Source organism: Pseudarthrobacter sp. NPDC080039 (genome assembly GCF_040702335.1).
Classification (GTDB): domain Bacteria; phylum Actinomycetota; class Actinomycetes; order Actinomycetales; family Micrococcaceae; genus Arthrobacter; species Arthrobacter enclensis_A.
Genome location: NZ_JBFBKY010000003.1, coordinates 327,350 through 345,278, shown reverse-complemented (window position 1 = coordinate 345,278; position 17,929 = coordinate 327,350). Strand labels below are relative to the sequence as shown.

The 17,929-nt window shown below is 66.3% G+C and carries 18 protein-coding genes; 12 read left to right on the top strand and 6 right to left on the bottom strand.

Annotation, left to right across the window (positions count from 1 at the left end):
* The first annotated feature begins 261 nt into the window (after positions 1-261).
* The gene (trxB, locus tag AB0313_RS05565) at positions 262-1,239 is read left to right on the top strand and encodes a thioredoxin-disulfide reductase (RefSeq protein ID WP_366304137.1); all 978 of its coding nucleotides are present in this window, start codon (positions 262-264) and stop codon (positions 1,237-1,239) included.
* 51 nt (positions 1,240-1,290) lie between these two features.
* Here trxB and AB0313_RS05560 read toward each other — a convergent pair whose 3' ends face one another.
* Positions 1,291-1,632, bottom strand: a complete 342-nt coding sequence (locus AB0313_RS05560; RefSeq protein ID WP_141940444.1) for a hypothetical protein — start codon at positions 1,630-1,632, stop codon at positions 1,291-1,293.
* A 188-nt stretch (positions 1,633-1,820) separates the two neighbouring features.
* On the opposite strand from AB0313_RS05560, the gene AB0313_RS05555 reads away from it, so the two are divergent.
* The 4 genes from AB0313_RS05555 to AB0313_RS05540 all read left to right on the top strand — a co-directional run bounded on the left by AB0313_RS05555 (position 1,821) and on the right by AB0313_RS05540 (position 5,013).
* On the top strand, positions 1,821-2,435 hold the full coding sequence (locus AB0313_RS05555; protein ID WP_366304135.1) for a PAS and ANTAR domain-containing protein: 615 nt from the start codon (positions 1,821-1,823) through the stop codon (positions 2,433-2,435).
* Positions 2,436-2,507: 72 nt separating this feature from the next.
* Entirely contained in the window at positions 2,508-2,945 is a 438-nt protein-coding gene (locus tag AB0313_RS05550) for a hypothetical protein (protein ID WP_366304133.1), read from the top strand.
* A gap of 90 nt (positions 2,946-3,035) precedes the next feature.
* A complete protein-coding gene (locus AB0313_RS05545; protein ID WP_366304131.1) occupies positions 3,036-4,253 on the top strand; it encodes an MFS transporter in 1,218 nt (405 codons plus the stop codon).
* A gap of 58 nt (positions 4,254-4,311) precedes the next feature.
* Positions 4,312-5,013, top strand: a complete 702-nt coding sequence (locus AB0313_RS05540; RefSeq protein ID WP_366304129.1) for an alpha/beta hydrolase — start codon at positions 4,312-4,314, stop codon at positions 5,011-5,013.
* Positions 5,014-5,106: 93 nt separating this feature from the next.
* Here the strand turns inward: AB0313_RS05540 and AB0313_RS05535 are convergent, their stop codons facing one another.
* The 3 genes from AB0313_RS05535 to AB0313_RS05525 form a co-directional block, all read right to left on the bottom strand.
* Positions 5,107-6,222 carry an ABC transporter substrate-binding protein gene (locus AB0313_RS05535; protein WP_366304127.1) on the bottom strand — a complete coding sequence of 372 codons (1,116 nt, stop codon included), beginning with the start codon at positions 6,220-6,222 and terminating at the stop codon, positions 5,107-5,109.
* Between the two features lie 77 nt (positions 6,223-6,299).
* The gene (locus AB0313_RS05530) at positions 6,300-7,184 is read right to left on the bottom strand and encodes an ABC transporter permease (RefSeq protein WP_307304672.1); all 885 of its coding nucleotides are present in this window, start codon (positions 7,182-7,184) and stop codon (positions 6,300-6,302) included.
* Entirely contained in the window at positions 7,181-8,035 is an 855-nt protein-coding gene (locus AB0313_RS05525) for an ABC transporter ATP-binding protein (RefSeq protein WP_366304125.1), read from the bottom strand. The genes AB0313_RS05530 and AB0313_RS05525 overlap by 4 nt, the downstream gene beginning before the upstream one ends.
* Before the next feature lie 186 nt (positions 8,036-8,221).
* On the opposite strand from AB0313_RS05525, the gene AB0313_RS05520 reads away from it, so the two are divergent.
* From AB0313_RS05520 to AB0313_RS05510, 3 genes are all read left to right on the top strand, one after another.
* Complete coding sequence (locus AB0313_RS05520) at positions 8,222-9,865, top strand: sensor histidine kinase (RefSeq protein ID WP_366304123.1); 1,644 nt, start codon at positions 8,222-8,224, stop codon at positions 9,863-9,865.
* On the top strand, positions 9,858-10,526 hold the full coding sequence (locus AB0313_RS05515) for a response regulator (RefSeq protein ID WP_366304121.1): 669 nt from the start codon (positions 9,858-9,860) through the stop codon (positions 10,524-10,526). Before AB0313_RS05520 ends, AB0313_RS05515 begins: the two co-directional genes overlap by 8 nt.
* A 467-nt stretch (positions 10,527-10,993) precedes the next feature.
* Positions 10,994-11,377, top strand: a complete 384-nt coding sequence (locus AB0313_RS05510; RefSeq protein ID WP_307304661.1) for a VOC family protein — start codon at positions 10,994-10,996, stop codon at positions 11,375-11,377.
* 192 nt (positions 11,378-11,569) lie between these two features.
* Here the strand turns inward: AB0313_RS05510 and AB0313_RS05505 are convergent, their stop codons facing one another.
* Both AB0313_RS05505 and AB0313_RS05500 read right to left on the bottom strand, forming a co-directional pair.
* Positions 11,570-12,475, bottom strand: a complete 906-nt coding sequence (locus AB0313_RS05505; protein WP_366304119.1) for a phosphatase PAP2 family protein — start codon at positions 12,473-12,475, stop codon at positions 11,570-11,572.
* Between the two features lie 36 nt (positions 12,476-12,511).
* Complete coding sequence (locus tag AB0313_RS05500) at positions 12,512-13,684, bottom strand: MFS transporter (RefSeq protein ID WP_366304117.1); 1,173 nt, start codon at positions 13,682-13,684, stop codon at positions 12,512-12,514.
* A gap of 53 nt (positions 13,685-13,737) precedes the next feature.
* Between AB0313_RS05500 and AB0313_RS05495 the strand changes: the two genes are divergently transcribed.
* From AB0313_RS05495 to corA, 4 genes are read left to right on the top strand one after another with little or no spacing between them, the layout of a single operon-like run.
* Complete coding sequence (locus AB0313_RS05495) at positions 13,738-14,727, top strand: ABC transporter ATP-binding protein (RefSeq protein ID WP_366304115.1); 990 nt, start codon at positions 13,738-13,740, stop codon at positions 14,725-14,727.
* A 1-nt stretch (position 14,728) separates the two neighbouring features.
* Complete coding sequence (locus AB0313_RS05490; RefSeq protein WP_366304113.1) at positions 14,729-16,351, top strand: hypothetical protein; 1,623 nt, start codon at positions 14,729-14,731, stop codon at positions 16,349-16,351.
* The gene (locus tag AB0313_RS05485) at positions 16,348-16,842 is read left to right on the top strand and encodes a MarR family transcriptional regulator (RefSeq protein WP_366304111.1); all 495 of its coding nucleotides are present in this window, start codon (positions 16,348-16,350) and stop codon (positions 16,840-16,842) included. The genes AB0313_RS05490 and AB0313_RS05485 overlap by 4 nt, the downstream gene beginning before the upstream one ends.
* Positions 16,839-17,855: a magnesium/cobalt transporter CorA gene (gene corA, locus AB0313_RS05480; protein WP_141942967.1), complete on the top strand. Its 1,017-nt coding sequence runs from the start codon at positions 16,839-16,841 to the stop codon at positions 17,853-17,855. Before AB0313_RS05485 ends, corA begins: the two co-directional genes overlap by 4 nt.
* Positions 17,856-17,929: the final 74 nt, after the last annotated feature.

Genomic DNA, 17,929 nt, shown 5'->3' with positions numbered 1-17,929 from the left:
GTTTGCTTAAGCCTCCATTAGATTAGGCAACCAATGTGATGCGCGCAACACAGTGACGTTTATTACATCGAGTGCAGTTTCCTCTCAGTTGGGCGGCCGTGGGTAGGTTGGAACCACGCTCCGGCCTCTTTCGCCGCCCAGCTTGCAGGGGCGTGCACCCGCAAGCAGTGAAAGAATCGGACCTGGTGATTGACTAGTCATCGAACCCCCGCCCGAGCAGCGCGGGCACGCCCCCGCAGTACCGCCACCGAAGGACACCCAATGAGCAAAGAACAGCTGATCATTATCGGCTCCGGCCCGTCCGGCTACACCGCCGCCATCTACGCCGCCCGCGCCGCCCTGAACCCCTTGGTCCTGGCGGGGTCCGTCACTGCCGGCGGCGCGTTGATGAACACCACCGAGGTGGAGAACTTCCCCGGTTTCCCTGCCGGAGTCCAGGGCCCGGAACTGATGGACGGCCTGCAGCAGCAGGCTGAGAAGTTCGGCGCACGGATCGAGTACGACGACGCCACGTCCGTTGACCTCAAGGGTCCCGTGAAGCGCGTGGTCACCGGGGGAGGGGAGACCTACGAGGCCCCGGCCGTCATCCTGGCCACCGGGTCCGCGTACAAGGAACTGGGGCTGCCGGAGGAGAAGAAGTTCAGCGGCCACGGTGTCTCCTGGTGCGCCACCTGCGACGGGTTCTTCTTCCGCGACCAGGACATCATCGTGGTGGGCGGCGGCGATTCCGCCATGGAGGAAGCCACCTTCCTGACCCGCTTCGGAAAGTCCGTGACCGTCGTGGTCCGCAAGGGTGAACTGCGCGCGTCCCGCATCATGGCCCAGCGCGCCAAGGACAACCCCAAGATCCGCTTCGCCTGGAACTCCGCCGTCACCGCCATCCACGGCGACGGAAAGGTCACCGGCGTGACCCTCACGGACACCCGCTCCGGCGAAACCCGGCACCAGGACGCCACCGGCATCTTCGTTGCCATCGGCCATCTGCCGCGCACTGACCTGGTTGCCGGCCAGGTGGACCTGGACGAGGAGGGCTACATCAAGGTGGATTCGCCCACCACATGCACCAATTTGCCGGGAGTCTTTGCCTGCGGCGATGCGGTTGACCACCGGTACCGCCAGGCCATTACCGCCGCCGGTACCGGCTGCGCTGCCGCACTGGATGCCGAGCGGTTCCTCGCGGCGCTGGAGGATGCCGCCAGTATCGCCACCGCGCTGGTGGAGGAACCGACGCACAGCTAGGGCTCCTGCCCGGGTACCAACCGCGCCCGGGCAGGACGAAGACTCCCCGGTTCAGACGACCTCGGGGAGTCTTCCTGTTAATACGGAAACGGGTGCAGCCGACCACCGCTCACGTTCGGGCTCATATGAGATCACTATGGAGGCCTCGTTCCCGCGTGCTTCGTCGATGGCCAGGAGCAGGGCATCCTCCATGTGCCTTGCGTATTCCAGCCGCTCGGGCAGCGAACCCTGCAGGTCGCCGTCGTCAATCAATACGTGGCCCTTGCCGTCCACGATGACCTTCAGTGAAAACCCCTGGTTCTCATGAAGGGACCCGCGGGTGGAAGATATTTCGGTGACCCGGTCCGCGCGGACCAGCCCGTTGCCCAGCGTGCGGATCCATACTTCACCCATGAATTGACCTCCCCTTGGATTGGGACGCGCTTCAGTGCCCCATAAGGCGAACGCTACTCCTCGCGGGGCCTTTTGTGACCCCCGCTTTTTGCCGACCCCGGGTCTTTCGCCTGCTTCGCGCGGAAGGAATTTGGGCTAGTGTGATGCCGATAGCCGACTGGGGTGTTTAGCCGACTTTGGAGAAAGATATGTGGTCAAACCATGATACCTACCTTTTTCCGCTTCGCGCCGGTACCGAGTGCCCGTCCGGCACCTTCGAACTGGATGTGGCCACAGGAAAGATGAAATGGTCCGAGGGGATGTTCCGCATCCACGGACTGCGCCGGGGGGAGGTGGTTCCCACCTTCGACCTGCTGATGGCGCACAAACACCCGCAGGACCGCGAGCCGCTCCGTGCCGTGTGGAAGAACCTGCTGCAGTCGGGAGGCCAGGGAGCCCTGCTGCACCGCGTCATCGACGTCCCAGGGAGGGAACGGCGCGTGTTTTCTGCTCTGCAGGCAGAGGCTGCAGCCTCCGGCCGGGTGGAGCAGGCGCGCGGGTTCATGGTGGATGTGACCCAGAGCCTCCGCATCGAATCCCAGCAGGCGGCTACTGAAGCAATCGAGGGCGCCTACGCGCACAAGGCCGTGATTGAGCAGGCCAAGGGAATCATCATTGCACTGCAGGGGGTGGAACCGCCGGTTGCGTTCCAGATGCTGGCCGCCCGTAGCCAGCACGCCAACGTCAAACTGCATATTGTGGCCGAGGAACTGGTGAACGCCGCCGTCAACGGCAAAGCCAGGGAACTTCTCGAGGGATACTGACCACCGGCTGACCCTTGCCGGTGGGACCTTCGGCACTTCCGGCCCCGCTGCACACAGGGCGACCCTGTTGCCATGGCGGAGAGGACCTCAATCCACCCGAGCCGCAGCGGCAGCGTTGGCTCCGCCGTGGTGAACGCCCTGCTGCTCTACGGGATCAACATCTGGCCCGGCTGGCAGGTTCTGCCCTTCCTGACGGCGGACATGGCCCGCGTGCTGGACCTCATCAATGCCACCCTGGTTGCAGGCATCATCGTGAACGTGGTCTGCGCGGTGATCCGTTCCAGGGCACTCCTGGCCCTCGGGAACCTGGTGGCTATGGGTATTGGCCTGGCGGCGGTGCTCCGGCTTTGGGAGTTCTTCCCCTTCGACTTCGGCGGGAGCTGGTCCGGCTGGCCGGTGCTGGTGCGGGTTTTCCTGGTGCTTGGAATCGTGGGCTCGATCATCGGTGCTGTGGCGGAGATCATCAACCTGTTCCGCGCGCTGGCCGGGTTCTCGCCCAAGGCACGCTGAGCCTGCCTATGCACGCCGCCCGGCACGGGATTTGTCGGGTGCCTCACACCCCATCCTGCGGCGAAAGGGAGCGGCCATAGGATAAATCCGATGACTTCCCCGAATGATCCCCAGCCCTTCAGCCTGCGCGAAATTGCCGTGGCCGCTTTTGGTCCCACGCTCCTGTTCGGCATCGGGCAGGGTGCCATCCTCCCGGTAGTGGCGTTGTCGGCCCGCGAACTGGGTGCCTCCGTGGCTGTCGCGGCATTGATCGTCACCCTGATCGGGCTGGGGTCCTGGTTCTTCAACCTCCCTGCATCCCTGGTGACCCTCCGTTTCGGTGAGCGCTGGTCCATCGTGGGCGCCGCCGTCGCAGCCGGCCTGGCCCTGGCCGCCGCCGCCATGTCCGCCCTGGCCCCGAACGGGCTGTGGCTGCTCGCCGCGGCGATGACCGTCGTGGGGATGTCCGGCGCGGTGTTTGGCCTGGCCCGGCAGAAGTACCTCACCGAGGCCGTGCCCGTGCCCTTCCGCGCCCGGGCGCTGTCCACCCTGGGCGGCGTGAACCGGATCGGTGTGTTCATCGGCCCGTTCGCCGGGGCGGCTGCGATGCAGTTCCTTGGCATCGCGGGTGCCTACTGGGTGGGGGTGGCGGCGATGGCGGCCGCCGCGCTGCTGTCCCTCACCATCCCGGATCTTACGACGCCGGACGTCCAGCCAGGCGGGGACGCCGGCCCCCAGCCCACGCTGCGGAGGGTCGCCGTCTCACATGCGGGCGTGTTCCTTTCGCTCGGCATGGGCATCCTGCTGCTCAGCGCGCTGCGGTCCTCGCGCCAGGTGGTGATTCCGCTCTGGTCCGACCACCTGGGCATGGACGCCACCTCCGCGTCCCTTATCTACGGGCTGTCCGGCGCCATCGACATGCTGGTGTTCTATCCCGCCGGAAGACTCATGGACCGCAAGGGGCGGCAGTGGGTGGCGGTTCCGTCCACGCTGATCATGGGCACCGCGCTGCTCCTGATCCCGCTCACCGGTTCCTTTGCGGGGCTGCTGCTGGCGGCGCTGCTGATCGGCTTCGGCAACGGCATCAGCTCCGGGCTGGTGATGACCCTCGGCGCCGACTTCTCCCCGGACCGCGGCCGCGGCCAGTTCCTGGGCCTCTGGCGGTTCATGGCGGACGCGGGCTCCACCGGCGGCCCAGTCCTGCTCTCCGGGGTGACGGCGCTCGCCTCCCTGGGCCCGGGGATCTCAGCCACGGGCATCCTGGGGTTTGCGGCGGCGGCCGTGTTCGCCGTCGTGATTCCCCGCCTGAAGCACCGCCGCAACTACTAAGGGTGTGTTTGCGGCCCGGTTTGGTGGGTAGGGCGTTGGCCGAGGCTATTCTCGACACATGAGTGATCCCGGCGCCGCCGCCCGCATCAGTCCGCTGCAGAAGGCTGTGTGGTGGGCTCAGGACTATGTGTACGCCGCGGGGTGGCAGGTCCGCGGATTCCTGTCCCGCGTGCAGCCGGAGTCCTTCCGCAACGGCACCAAGGCGCCCGTGCTGATCATCCCCGGAGTGTACGAAAACTGGCAGTTCATGATGCCGCTCATCCAGGCAATCCACGATGCCGGGCATCCCGTGCACGTGGTGACGGTGCTTCAGCGGAACAAGCTCAAGGTGCCGGACGCCGCCAGGCTGGTGGCCCAGCACGTGGAGGAGGCGGGGCTGCACAATGCCATCCTGGTGGCGCACAGCAAGGGCGGCCTGATTGGCAAATACACCATGCTGTCCCTGGATCCCGAGCACCGGATCGACCGGATGATCGCCGTGTGCGCCCCCTTTTCCGGATCACGCTACGCCCGCTACATGCTGCTGCCCAGCCTGCGGATCTTCTCCCCGCGGAACCCGCTGACGCTCCAGATGTCCCGTGAACTGACCGTCAACAGCCGCATCACATCCCTGTACGGGCCGTTCGATCCGCATATCCCCGAAGGCAGCGTCCTTCCCGGTGCCACGAACATCGAACTGCCGGTGGCGGGCCACTTTCGTATCCTGGGGGACCCCGGAACGGCCCGCATCATCGTGGAGCAGCTGGACCTTCCTGCCTGACGGCGCTGCGTGGCCGCACGCGCGGTAAAGGCCGTGCTCCCCCGGAAAGCGTGGGCTTTCCGGGGGAGCACGGCCTATCATTTTTGGGCTTTCCTAGCCGTCGGTACCTGCGGGGGTGGTGGTAGCCGTGTAGCCCTCAAGCTTGAGTGCCGCCAGCGCGTACTTCTGGTCGAACGTGTCGGCGATGTTGACCTTGGACGTGTCCACCCCGATGGTCTTCTCCTCATCGAACACTGTCTTCGGGCCACCGGCGGGCATGATGCCGTCCGGGAGGAACTGGCCCTTGTCCTGGTCGAGGGCCTTGACGTAATCGTCCTTGCTGATGGTGCTGTTCTGGACGAAAGCCGGTGGCAGCTTGTCCGCAATTTCCCGGGCTGAGTGGGTGCTGATCCAGTGCATGGTGTCCACCAGCGCGTCCACTACCTTCTGGGCTTCATCCTGGTGGCTGTTCACCCAGTCGGTCTGGGCGAGCAAACCCGCCGACGGCAGCGTGCTGCCAAGGGCCGCTTTGGCGCCGTCCGCCGATGCAAGGTCAATGGCCGGCACCGCCAGGTTTTTCGATTCCAACGCGCCGACCGTCGGCTGGGTGGTCATCACGCAGTCCGCGGAGCCGCGCTGGATGGCGGCGATGGCCGTGGCACCGGCGCCCACGGCAATGGTGTGGTAATCGTTCTTGGACAGGCCGGCTTTGGACGCGATGAACTGGGTGAGCTCGTCAGTCCCTGAGCCGAGGTCCGTCACGCCGACGGTCTTGCCCTTGAGGTCGGCGCCGGAGTGGACGTTGGCGTTGGGGCTGCACATGATGCGCTCGCCGGGGGCGCCGGACAGCTGGATGAGGTTGGTGACCTTCTTGCCCTTGGCCTGGAAGTCCACGGTGTGGATGTACCAGGCTCCAGCCATATCCACCTGTCCGGACGCCATGGCTTCCTCAGCACCAACGCCGCCCTGCTGCTCGGTGGAGAGTTCCATCTTGACCCCATACTTCTCGTAGTAGCCCAGCTGTTGCGCCAACTGGTAGGGGAGGTAGATCTGCTTGTCGATGCCGCCCACCATCATTTTCACTGTGGGCATGGTGCTGCTGTCAGCGGAGGCACTTCCGCTTGCCGAACCGCCGCTGGCTGCGGGGGTGGTGCTGTTGCCGCACGCTGCCAGGCTGAGGGCAACGGCTCCGGCAGCTGCGGCGGCGAGGATAGGGCGCTTCATCATCATTGTTGTACGCATCCTTTTGTTGGTCCCGTCAGGGACATGTTTTTTCTTGGTACTGCGGGGGGAAGGCTGTTCCGGGCTCAGATTGCCTGGGCCTCTGAACGGTTCGGCGGACGCCACTTGAGGAGCCTGTGCTCAAGCATGTTGATCAGGGATTCGGCAAACAGGGTGACGACGGCGATGATCACCATGCAGGCGAAGACAGTGTTGGGGTCGAACGTTCCCTGTGCCTGGCTGATGATGAGGCCTATTCCTTTCTGTGCGCCGAGCACCTCGGCAACGAGGGCGCCGATGATCGCGAAGCCGAATGCCGTGTGGAGGCTGGCGATAATCCACGTCATGGCGGACGGGATGGTTACGTGCATCGCCACCTGGTAGGGCGAGGCTCCCAGTACCCGGACGTTCGCCACCAGGTTCTGGTCCACCTCGCGGACGCCCTGGAAGGCGTTGAAGAACACGACGAAGAAGACCAGTACGGCCGCGAGCAGGATTTTCGGGAAGACGCCCAGGCCGAATGCCACGATGAAGATCGAGCCGAGCACGATGCGCGGAATGGAGTTCACGATCCTGATGTAGGGGCCCACGACGGCGGACAGGTATTTGTTGGAGCCCAGGAGGATGCCCAGAACCACGCCCACGGTGGTTCCGAGCAGGAAACCCAGGAACGCCTCCTGTGCAGTGACCCCCAGGTTCTCCCAGATGGTGCCGAAGGCCGTGCCTTCAGTGAAGAGCCGGACCAGGCTGTCCCAGATCTCGGATGGCTGGCCGAAGAAGAACTTATCCACCCACCCTTCGGTGGTGAACCATTGCCAGCCGCCGACCACCGCGACGGCGAGGGCTATCCGGCCAATCCAGATGGACGTGGAGCGGCGGCGCGCTTTCAGCCGGCCCGCATCCTTCGCTGCTGCCTCTGTGTCCACTGCTTTTTCGCCTTTGCGCGTTTCATTGTGGGTAAGTGCCGTCATGCCGCACCTGCCGTCAGTGCGTACGCGCGCGTGACCTCATCCTTGAGGGATTCCCAGATGCGGCCCTGCAGGTCAAGGAACTGCTCCTCGTGGCGGATTTCCTGGACGTTGCCGCGGGGCCGGGGGAGGTCGATGTCGAAGACGTCCTTGATGGAACCGGGGCTGCTGGTCATGATGACCACCCGGTCGGAGAGTGCCACGGCCTCGTCCAGGTCATGGGTGATGAACAGGACCGACGGGCGCAGTTCCTCCCACAGCTTGAGGAGTTCGTTCTGCATGATGGCCTTGGTCTGCACATCCAGTGCTCCGAACGGCTCATCCATGAGCAGGATCCGGGGATTGTTGATCAGGGCAGCCGCCATGGCGACGCGCTTGCGCATGCCGCCCGAGAGCTGGTGCGGGTAGCGGTCCTCGAATCCGGCCAGCCCAACACGGCGCAGCCAGTCCCGGGCAAGGTCGGTGGCCTCCCGCTTTGGCATTCCCAGCAGGATGGGCCCCATCATGACGTTGCTGAGGACGCTCTTCCAGGGAAACAGCGCATCTGCCTGGAACATATAGCTCACTCCGTTGGTGATGCCTTCGACCAGGTTTCCGCCGACCCTCACCGATCCCGCGCTGGGGTGCTCAAGGCCGGAGACCTGGGCCAGGGTGGTGGATTTGCCACACCCAGTCGGTCCGACGATGGAGCAGAACTGCCCGGGTTCGACCGTCATGCTCACGTCCCTGATGGCGGTGAAGGTCTCGCCCTTCGGCGTGAGGTAGCGCTTGGTCAGGCCCGTGACGTCAATGCGGGCGCCTTCTCCGGCTATATGGGGCAGGCCGGGCGGCCGGGCTGTGTGGGGTGTCTTCATTGCAAGACCTCGCTGTCTTCTGTTCATGTAGTTCAGGTTCGTGATGTGCATCACTGGAACTGTGTGAAGCTTAGGAAGTGATCATTCCGGCCAGAAAGACTTCAGTAAGATGTGTGCTTTAGCCGCAAAAGTGCACGTTTTGTGCATTTTCTGCTCCCCAATCAAAACCCTTCAGCAGGGGCCGGAATGAGCCAGGGATCCTGGGCCCGGCGGCGGTTCCGGACAGGTCGGCGATTTTCCACGCTGACAGCCCAAATCCTCCTGGCCTCGCTGTCGCTGCTGCTCTTCACGGTGGCCCTGGGCGGCTTCCTGTTTTCGATGGTCAGCAACCAGACCCTGGACCAGCAGTACCAGCTGCGGGCGCTGGGCATTGCGACAACCACCGCACAGATGGCGGAAATCCGCTCAGCCCTCCCGGCCGGGGACCCTGACCACGTCATCAATGGAATCGCCCGTCAGGTCATGACTGCCGCCCGGCCTGACTACGTGGTGGTGACCGATACAGAGGGCACGCGCTTCTCGCACCCCGACCCAAGCCTGATCGGGCGCAGGCTGGAGGAACCGGTGGCGGTCCTGGACGGTCAAACCCACGTTGGTTTCGACCCAGGAAGCCTTGGCCGGTCCGCCAACGCCAAGGCTCCTGTCTTCGGTGCGGACGGCGCGGTGATAGGCCAGGTGTCGGTGGGTATCGAGGACACGCAGGTCCTCAGTAACCAGTTGCAGAACATCTGGCTGATCACGGGATTCTCCGCGCTGGTCCTGGCCCTGGGGGTCGCGGGGTCGCTGCTGCTTTCACGCCGGATCAAACGTGTCACCTTCGACCTGGAGCCGGCCGAGATCGCCTCCCTGTTGCAGGAACGGGAGGCGCTGCTGCACGGTATCCGTGAGGCCGTCGTCGGGCTCGATGACCACGGCAAGGTGACAGTGATCAATGAGGAGGCCCGGCGCCTCCTCCACCTGGAGGGGGAAGCTTTGGGGAAGCCCATTGCAGATCTGCTGCCGCACGGCCGGCTCCGGGACCTGCTCGCGGGCGGGCTCCCGGGGGCCGACCAGGTGGCGCTGACCGATGACGCACTGCTGGTTGTCAACCGCATGCCCGTCTCCACCGCAGGCCGCAGCATCGGTTCCGTGGTCACGCTGCGGGACCGCACCGAGATCGAAAGCCTGGTGCGGGACCTGCATTCCATCCAGGGCCTGATGGAAGCGATGCGGGCCCTGGAACACGAGTACGCCAACCGGCTCCATATCGTTGACGGTCTGCTGGAGATGGGGGACCTGGAGCAGGCCAAGAGGTATGTTTCGCAGGTGTCCGCGATGTCCAGGTCGCTGGGTGAACGGCTGCGCGCCACCATCGCCCCGCCGGAGCTCGCGGCGCTGTTGCTGGCCAAGGTGGCGGTTGCCGCCGAACAGGACGTGCAGATGGAAGTGACCGAGGACTCCCGTTTGGAACATCCGGAAGTGGATCACGCAGAACTGGTGACCATTGTGGGGAACCTCCTGGACAATGCCGTGGATGCGCTCGCCAATACGCCCAGGCCGCGCGTGGTGACGGTGCAGTTCGACGACGCGGACGGGGTCTTCATTTCCGTCAGGGACAACGGGCCCGGCGTCCCGGCGGACAAGATCGACCAGGTGATGGTGGACGGGTACTCCACCAAGGACTCCCGGCCGGGAATGCGGCGGGGCATCGGGCTTGCCCTGGTGAGCAGGATTGTGCGCAGGGCAGGTGGAACGCTGGATGTGTTCCCAGGGCCGGGCGGTAACTTTGAGGTATGGCTGCCGGCAAAGACGCAGGCAACGGTTGACGACAGGAGCGCACGCGTTGATTAAGACGCTCGTAGTGGACGACGATTTCCGGGTTGCGGGCATTCATGCGTCCCGGGTGGCGCGGGTGGAGGGGTTCGAGTGCGTGGGCCAGGTGTACAGCGCGGCCGCCGCGCGCGAGGCAATTGGGCGCCTGGACCCGGACCTGCTCCTGCTGGACATCCACCTGCCGGACGAAGACGGGCTTTCCCTCCTGCGGTCTTTGCAGGCGGCCGGCACGCAGGTTGACTGCATCGTGATCACGGCCGCCCAGGAATTGGCAACGGTGAAGTCCGCGATGGCCAGCGGAGCCGTCTACTACCTGGTCAAACCGTTCGGTTTCGAGCGCCTTCGTACCCAGCTGGAGGCCTACCGGAAGTGGCGGGAAGAGCTGGAATCGGTGTCGACGGCAAACCAGGCAACGATCGACAACCTGTACAAAGCGCGGCTGGCAGGGATCAAGGCTGCGGCCCCGGCACCGCGCCTGCAGCCAACAATGCAGAAAGTGTTCGACGCCGTCCGGGCAGCACGCAGGCCCGTCAATGCCGCCGAAATAGCCGAGCAGCTCGGGGTCAGCCGCCCAACGGCCCAGCGCTACCTGAGCACCTTGGAACGCAAGGGCCTCCTGGTCCTGGACCTCACTTACGGCAGCACGGGCAGGCCGCTGAACTCCTACACGGTTTCCTGAGCCGCGGGCACCCAGCCTGCCCAGTCGGCGCCTTCGGGTATCAGCGCAGCCCAGAACTGCTTGAAATTTCAAATACCTTGAGCATTTGTTGACTCTTTACCCCCTCGCGTCCTGAGGTTGCCCGGGCATTGTTGTCCGCAGCTGGACAAACCGAACCCATAAAAGTCCGGGGTATCCACGATGAAGAACAGCACTCCAGGCACAGGCCGCCAAGTCTGAAGCCCCTGATTCCTCCGGCCAGCTCGGCGGAAGAAGGTGCCGCTGCCTCCCCCCATGCAGTGGCACCGTCTCCCGCCGAGCTGGCGATCCACATCTTCATTTCCGACGCGCAGGTGCATTTCCGCTGCCGGCATGCGGGCCGCGAAAAGTAACACGCTGCTCGAGTACGAATATCCGCGTCGGCGGGGGGTGCGCGTCCCTTCCGTGTCCTACGGCAGGCAGCTGTAGCCCTTCCGTACACTGGCACCATGTCATGCCGAATCAGCGAACTGGTCCTGAACTGCTCAGACCCCGAGCTGCTGGCGCGGTTCTGGTGCGGCGTCCTTGGCTACGTGGAGCTCGACCGGGAGGACGGCGCGATTGAGATCGGGCCGCCGGACGCCGGATTCGGGGGAGCGCAGCCAACGATCTTCCTGAGCCCCAGCAGCAATCCACGGACGGGGCGGCTTCCGCTGCACATCGACGTCAACCCCGTGGACCGGGACCAGGATGCCGAACTGGAACGCCTGCTGGCTCTTGGAGCGCGGCCGGCTGATGTAGGGCAGACCGGGGACGAGCAGTGGCACGTCCTGCAGGATCCGGAAGGCAATGAGTTCTGCCTCCTGCGTAAGCGGCTGGATCCCCTGCCGTAAGGCTGGATCGAGGTATGACGCGGGAGGGAGTACCCGGCGGCGCCTGCTTCAAGACGCCGCCCGGGCACCTGTAACTATTCACACCGCGGCTCAAGCTGCCGTGTTCAATTCGCTCAAGGTCTGATCAGGATTTCCCTGCGCGGAGCATTCTCGTGCCAGCCCAGCGGGTGATACCCAACCCGGGGTGACCGGTCAGAGGCGCGGCGCGTCCCGCCGTCGCGCCGCAAACGCGAACAATGACGTAGTGGCAACGGTGGCCAGGTAGCCCGCGATCACAATCAGTGAGATCCCGGCCCAGAAGTAGTTGGTGGTGCTGGTCTCCTGCCAGGGGCTTGGCGCGATCCTGATCAGCGAATACACCGCGACGCCGGCCGAGGCGAGCCCGATCAGCACCGGCAGCGCGAGCCAGATCCGGGCAGAACCGAGGTGTTGGCCAAACCCGTCCCACTCGTTCCAGGAGCCGCGGCGGAGGATCAGCCAGCCGGCCGGAATCATGAAGGCCCCCACCAGCAGGAAGGCAGCCACCACGTCGGCCGGGCGGTGCCACTGGTTGATCAGGGTGGACGCTCCCGAGGCGATGGCGAAGGTCCCCCCGACGAAGCCCGCCATGGGGCGCCAGCGCGGGGACGCCATGAGGAACACGGCCGCCGCAGCGGACGCCGCCAGGGTGGTGTGCCCGGAGGGCAGCGAGTTCAGTTCCAGCGTCAGTACGCCTTTGTCCGGGCGCGGCGGCAGCAGGTCCTTCAGGACCTGGGTGGCCACGTTGGCCGCTATGCAGGCGGCCACGGCAATCCCTGCCTCTGCCCAGTGCCGCCGGATCACCGTGACGAACAGCACCACGACGGCGGCCATCACCAGCGAGATGGTGGGCAGCCAATCGAGGAACTGGGTGGCAGCCTTGCCGGCAGGCCCATGGATGTCCACGGCTTCCACCAGGGCCGACTCATCGATGAACTGTCCGGTGGCCGTCTGGACAAAGAACCAGTAGGTGGCAACCAGGCCCGCAATGCACCCCACGGTGGACAGCACGAACAGGAACGCCGAGCCCGGGGCGGGGCGGGCCAGAGTCCTGGTGGGCAGTTGCCGTGAAGAAGTCATCGCGGTTAAGGGTGACACAAAAAACTGGAAGGCTGCTCAGGAAGCGGGCTTGACCGGGTCCAGGCGGGGGATGCTTGCGGCGGCCACCAGCAGCGCCAGGGCGGCCAGCCCGAACGGCAGCGCCGTGGCCGTGGCGATGCCGCCCACCAGCAGGGGTCCGCCGGCGTCGCCCAGTTCCCGGCCCAGTTCCGCGGAGCCCATGGTGCGGCCCATCCGCTCGGGTGGCGTGGTGTCCGCCAGGTGGGCGAAACCGAGCGGCGTCACCGCGCCGATGCCGGTTCCTATGCACGCCGCGGCCAGGAAGATGGTGACCACGCCGGGGGCGGCGGCAACCAGTCCGATGCCGGCGGCAATCAGCAGCAGGCCCGTCGTCGCGCCTTTATTGTCGGTGACGGCGTTCCGGTCCCGCAGCCTGCCGATCCACGGCTGGGTGAGGACGGAGCCCAGCGCCACCACGCTCACCGCGGCCGTGCCCGCGAAGGCGTCCATGCCGTGCCGCGTGGCCAGCGCCGGGAGGAAGCCGACGGCGGCGCCCAGGGCGCCCGTCGAGGCGGCCAGCACCAGCGTGGGCACCAGGAAACGGCGTTCGCCCACCTGGCGGGCGAGGTCCATCACCGTATACCGTTTCCGGGGCAGCGGCGCCAGGTGCGGCACGGACACCAGCACCCACAGCGCAGTCACGGCCGCCAGCGCCGACAGCGTGCCGAACAGCAGCGGGAAGCCGCCGGCCAGGATCAGCCCGGCTCCCAGCGGCGGCCCGACGATGTAGCCCAGGCTCTTCCACGATCCGTAGCGGCCAAAGTAGGTCCCAGCCTTGCCGCCCCGGGCCATCCTGGCCACCATCGCTGATGACGCCGGTGAAAACGCCGAGGCGGCCGCACCCTGTCCCAGCCTGGCCAGGGCAAGGACCAGGGGGTCCGCCGCCCCCAAACCAATCAGGGACAGCGCGGCGAAGGCAACGAGTCCGCCGACGACGACAGGCTTGGTTCCGACGCGGTCGCTGAGCGCTCCGAAGACCGGCTTCAGGAACACCTCCGCCACGTCGTAAAGGGCCAGCAGGATACCGAGGTTGAGCAGGGTCAGGCCGATGTTGCCGCTCTGCGCGCCCAGACCTGCGGCGATGCTGTGGGCCCCGAACGCGGTGACGAACCCTGCCGCATAGAGAGGCGCCGTGGCCTGCGCGCCGGGCGTCGGGTTGTCGGGGGTCATAGGTGGGACTTTAGTACCTTCACAAAATTGTGAAAACTTCGAAGACTTGAAGGATGAACGCGGTTGTCCAGACAGCAAACCTGCATAAGCACTTCGGCCAGGTCCGGGCCCTGGACGGACTGGACCTGGAGGTCAGGAGCGGCGAAATCCATGGCTTCCTGGGGCCCAACGGGGCCGGGAAGTCCACCACCCTCCGCGTTCTCCTGGGCCTGGCCAGGGCGACGTCCGGGTCCGTTAGCGTTCTTGGCTTCGAGCCGTGGACGCAGGCGGCAGAGCTGCACCGGCGGCTGGCCTATGTTCCCGGCGACGTCCGGCTCTGGACCAATCTTTCCGGCGGCGAAACCATTGACCTGCTCTCCCGGCTGCGCGGCGGTACGGCGGACGGCCCCGCCTACCGGCGCCGCAAGGACCGCCTGTGCCGGGTGTTCGACTTCGACCCCGCCAAGAAGGGGCGCGCCTATTCCAAGGGCAACCGGCAAAAGGTGGCCCTGATCGCAGCCCTTGCCACCGAAGCCGAGCTGTACCTGCTGGACGAGCCCACCAGCGGCCTTGACCCCCTGATGGAGGAGGTCTTCCGCGGGGAGCTGCTGGCCGCCGTCGACCGCGGGGCCACCGTGCTGCTCTCCAGCCACATCCTGTCCGAGGTGGAAGTGCTGTGCCACCGGGTGAGCATCATCCGTGCCGGCAGGATTGTCGACGGCGGCACGCTGGAGTCCCTGCGCCACCTCACCAGATCCGAGGTCTCGTTCGCCGCGGACGGCCTGGAGCCGGAGGCCCTGGCCCGCCTTGCCGCGGTGCACGACCTGGCCGTCGACGCCGGCAGGGTCCGGTTCAGCGCCGATTCGGACCGGATTGCGGAAGTGCTCCCCGCCCTGGGCGCCTTGGGCGTGCAGGGCCTAACCATCGTGCCGCCGTCGCTGGAGGAGCTGTTCCTGCGGCACTACGGGGATGCGTCCGTCAGCGCTGAAGCCCCGGCCCAACCGGTGGCTGAAGGCAACCATGGCGGCCGCCGGCACCTGCTGGGCGCGAGGGGGCGGAGCTGAAATGGCGGTCCTCCTGGTCCTGTGGGGGCAACGGCTGCGCCGGGACCGCTGGCAGCTGCTCAGCTGGGTGGTGGCCATCGGAGCCTTCGCGCTGTTCGCAGCCGCCGCTGTCACCCAGACCTACGGCAGCGTGGCCAGCCGCACCGAGATCCTGCAGGTGGCCATCGCAACCCCCGCCATCCTGATGCTGCGCGGGCTGCCCCGCGGCGCGGACCAGGGGGCCTTCACCTTCTTCCTGATCTACGCGTTCCTGGCACTGTTGGCTGGCCTGATGAGCACCTTCCTGGCGGTGCGCCACACCCGGGCGGACGAGGAAACCGGTGCAGCGGAACTGGTCGCTTCTACTCCCGCGGGCCGCCTGCTCCCCAACACCGCCACCCTGCTCCATGGCATCACCGCCAACCTCCTCGTGGCACTCGCGGTCTACGGCGGCTTCATGTCGCAGGGGCTGGAGCCCCAAGGTTCCCTGACAGCCGGAGCCGCAACGGGCGTCGTCGGCCTCGCCTTCCTTGGCGTGGGACTGCTGGTGGCCCAGTTCATGGGGACCTCCCGCGGCGCCAACGGCGTGTCCGCTGCCCTGGTGGTCCTGGCCTACGTGCTCCGTGGGATCGGGGACGCCACGGGAACGCCGGGTGCCAGCGGGACCACCATGACCGAGGGGGCTGCCAGCTGGTTCTCTCCCATCGGCTGGGGCCAGCAGACGTTCGCCTTCTCGGGAGACAGGGCTTGGCCGTTGCTGTTGCCACTCGCGCTGGGCGCCGCCTGCCTTGGGGGAGCGTGGGTGATCCTCCGCACCCGGGACAGCGCGGCCAGCGTGTGGGGCACCAGGCCGGGACGAGCCGCCGCACGTCCCGGACTTCGAAGCCCGGTGGCCCTTGCCCTGCGGCTGCAGGCGGGCTCCATCATTGGCTGGGGCCTGAGCGGGCTGGCCCTGGGGTTGCTGGCGGGCTCACTGGGAAAGGCCATTGCCGCCGTCGACACCCCGGACACCAACATCACCGCCATGCTGCGCGCCATGCTCCAGTCCCAGGGGACCTCGCTCACCCAGCTCATGGTTTCGGTGCTGTTCTCCATGGCCGGGGTCCTGGCCGCGGCCTGCGCACTCCAGGCCGTCATCAGGCTGCGCCAGGAGGAAGCGGCCGGAACCGCCGAACTCCTGCTGTCCGCCCCGGTGGGGCGGGTCCGGTGGCTGGCCGGGTACCTGGTGCTGGGCGCAGCAGCCGTGGTGCTGGTGGTGGGCCTGGCCGGCGTCGGGGCCTGGGCCACGCTCGCCGGCTCCGGTGACGGGACCATGCCGGCAGATGCGCTCTGGCAGACCGCCGTGGCCCAGCTGCCGGCGGCGCTGATCTACCTGTCCGTACCGGCCCTGGTGTTCGTTCTCTGGCCCGTCGCTACCATCGCCGCCGGCTGGGCGCTGCTGGCCCTTGGCGTGGTGTTGGGAATCCTGGGGGCCATGCTGGGCATCGACCAAAGCCTGCGCGACCTGTCCCCATTCGCCCATACACCGGTCCCGCGCGGGGCTGCCACGGACTGGAGCGGTGCGTGGTGGATGCTGATGATTGCCGCCGCTGCAGGCGCGCTGGCGGTTGCAATGATGCGGCGGCGGGAGGTTGCCTCGGAATGAGCGCGGACACGGGCGTGGCCGATACGCAGACTCCGGAACTGACCGCCGCCGCTGCCGAAAGGACTGCTGCCGCCTTCGCCGCGGCCGGCTTCCCCAAGATGCCGGCACGGACGCTGCTGGCGCTGGTGTCCTCGGAACAGGGGAGCCTTACCGCCGCCGAACTCGCGGAGCGGCTGGGCGCCAGCGCCGCCGCCGTGTCAGGGGCCGTGCGCTACCTGCAGACTGTTGGGTTCGTCCACCGCGTCTCCCAACCGGGCAGCCGCCGCGACCTCTACGCCCTGCACGAGGATGAGTGGTACGTGGTGTCCATGCGGAACAGTCCCATCTACGACAAACTCGCGGAACTGACGGACGCCACAGCCGGAACCCTCCCCGAAGGCTCGCCGGCACGCAAACGGGTAGCGGAAATGGCGCGGTTCTACCGCTTCCTCAACTCCCGGCCGCCGGCACTGCTGGACGACTGGGAACACGAGCGGGAGGCCGGGCAATGACCATCATCGACAACGCGGTCTACGTCAACGGACTGCGCACGGAGGACCCTGAGGACCTGGACGAGACCTACTTCCTGCTCCGCCAGCGCGAGGGAATGGCATGGATAGGCCTGTACCGGCCCGACCCGGAGGAACTGCAGTCCGTGGGGGAGGAATTCGATCTCAACGCCCTGGCCGTTGAGGACGCCCTTGCCGGCCACCAGCGGGCCAAGCTGGAGCACTACGGCGAGTGCCTGTTCCTGGTGCTGCGCCCCGCCCGGTACCGCGACGACGAGGAGAAAGTGGACTTCGGCGAGATCCACGTCTTTGCCGGCGACGAGTACGTGGTCACCGTCAGGCATGCCGAGTCCCCGGACCTGGCCAAGGTCCGCCGGCGCATGGAGTCCATGCCGGAGTTCCTGGCCCTGGGGCCGGACGCCGTGCTGTACGGGATTTTGGACCAGGTGGTGGATGAATACGAGCCGGTTGTGGCCGGCCTGGAGAACGACATCGACGAAATCGAGGACGACCTGTTCGGGGCCGATCCGGACGTTTCCCGCAGGATCTACGAACTGTCCCGCCAGGTCATTATCTTCCAGCGGGCCACGAGTCCGCTCTCGGGAATCCTGCAGGCCCTGATGGCCGGAACCCCGGACCGCGAGCAGGCCGGCGAGCTCAGGGACCACTACCGGGATGTCCTGGACCACGTAATCCGGCTCAACGAGCGCGTAGCCTCCTTCCGGGCCCTGCTCCAGAACGCGCTCGCCGTCAACGCGGCCCTGGTGGCCCAGCGGCAAAACGATGAGATGCAGCGCATGACCGAGTCCAGCTTTGAGCAGAATGAGCAGGTGAAGCGCATATCCTCCTGGGCTGCCATCCTTTTTGCTCCCACACTGGTGGCGTCCATCTACGGCATGAACTTCACCAATATGCCCGAACTGACGTGGACGTATGGCTACCCCTATGCGCTGGGCCTGATGGTGGCCATGGGTTTCGTCCTGTACCTGGCGTTCAAGCACAACAAGTGGATCTAAGACGACGCTGATCCCCTCTTCCCAGCTTCTTGCCCTACTATGGGCTACTAAATCCTAAGCTTGCTTAGTATTTG

Bases quoted from the DNA above. Each gene is read 5' to 3' on its own strand.
- AB0313_RS05550 (WP_366304133.1), top strand. From the start codon at position 2,508: ATGGCGGAGAGGACCTCAATCCACCCGAGCCGCAGCGGCAGCGTTGGC.
- AB0313_RS05560 (WP_141940444.1), bottom strand. From the start codon at position 1,632: ATGGGTGAAGTATGGATCCGCACGCTGGGCAACGGGCTGGTCCGCGCG.
- AB0313_RS05495 (WP_366304115.1), top strand. From the start codon at position 13,738: ATGAACGCGGTTGTCCAGACAGCAAACCTGCATAAGCACTTCGGCCAG.
- corA (WP_141942967.1), top strand. From the start codon at position 16,839: ATGACCATCATCGACAACGCGGTCTACGTCAACGGACTGCGCACGGAG.
- AB0313_RS05485 (WP_366304111.1), top strand. From the start codon at position 16,348: ATGAGCGCGGACACGGGCGTGGCCGATACGCAGACTCCGGAACTGACC.
- AB0313_RS05490 (WP_366304113.1), top strand. From the start codon at position 14,729: ATGGCGGTCCTCCTGGTCCTGTGGGGGCAACGGCTGCGCCGGGACCGC.
- AB0313_RS05545 (WP_366304131.1), top strand. From the start codon at position 3,036: ATGACTTCCCCGAATGATCCCCAGCCCTTCAGCCTGCGCGAAATTGCC.
- AB0313_RS05505 (WP_366304119.1), bottom strand. From the start codon at position 12,475: ATGACTTCTTCACGGCAACTGCCCACCAGGACTCTGGCCCGCCCCGCC.
- AB0313_RS05555 (WP_366304135.1), top strand. From the start codon at position 1,821: ATGTGGTCAAACCATGATACCTACCTTTTTCCGCTTCGCGCCGGTACC.
- AB0313_RS05510 (WP_307304661.1), top strand. From the start codon at position 10,994: ATGTCATGCCGAATCAGCGAACTGGTCCTGAACTGCTCAGACCCCGAG.
- AB0313_RS05540 (WP_366304129.1), top strand. From the start codon at position 4,312: ATGAGTGATCCCGGCGCCGCCGCCCGCATCAGTCCGCTGCAGAAGGCT.
- AB0313_RS05535 (WP_366304127.1), bottom strand. From the start codon at position 6,222: ATGATGATGAAGCGCCCTATCCTCGCCGCCGCAGCTGCCGGAGCCGTT.
- AB0313_RS05530 (WP_307304672.1), bottom strand. From the start codon at position 7,184: ATGACGGCACTTACCCACAATGAAACGCGCAAAGGCGAAAAAGCAGTG.
- trxB (WP_366304137.1), top strand. From the start codon at position 262: ATGAGCAAAGAACAGCTGATCATTATCGGCTCCGGCCCGTCCGGCTAC.
- AB0313_RS05500 (WP_366304117.1), bottom strand. From the start codon at position 13,684: ATGACCCCCGACAACCCGACGCCCGGCGCGCAGGCCACGGCGCCTCTC.
- AB0313_RS05525 (WP_366304125.1), bottom strand. From the start codon at position 8,035: ATGAAGACACCCCACACAGCCCGGCCGCCCGGCCTGCCCCATATAGCC.
- AB0313_RS05520 (WP_366304123.1), top strand. From the start codon at position 8,222: ATGAGCCAGGGATCCTGGGCCCGGCGGCGGTTCCGGACAGGTCGGCGA.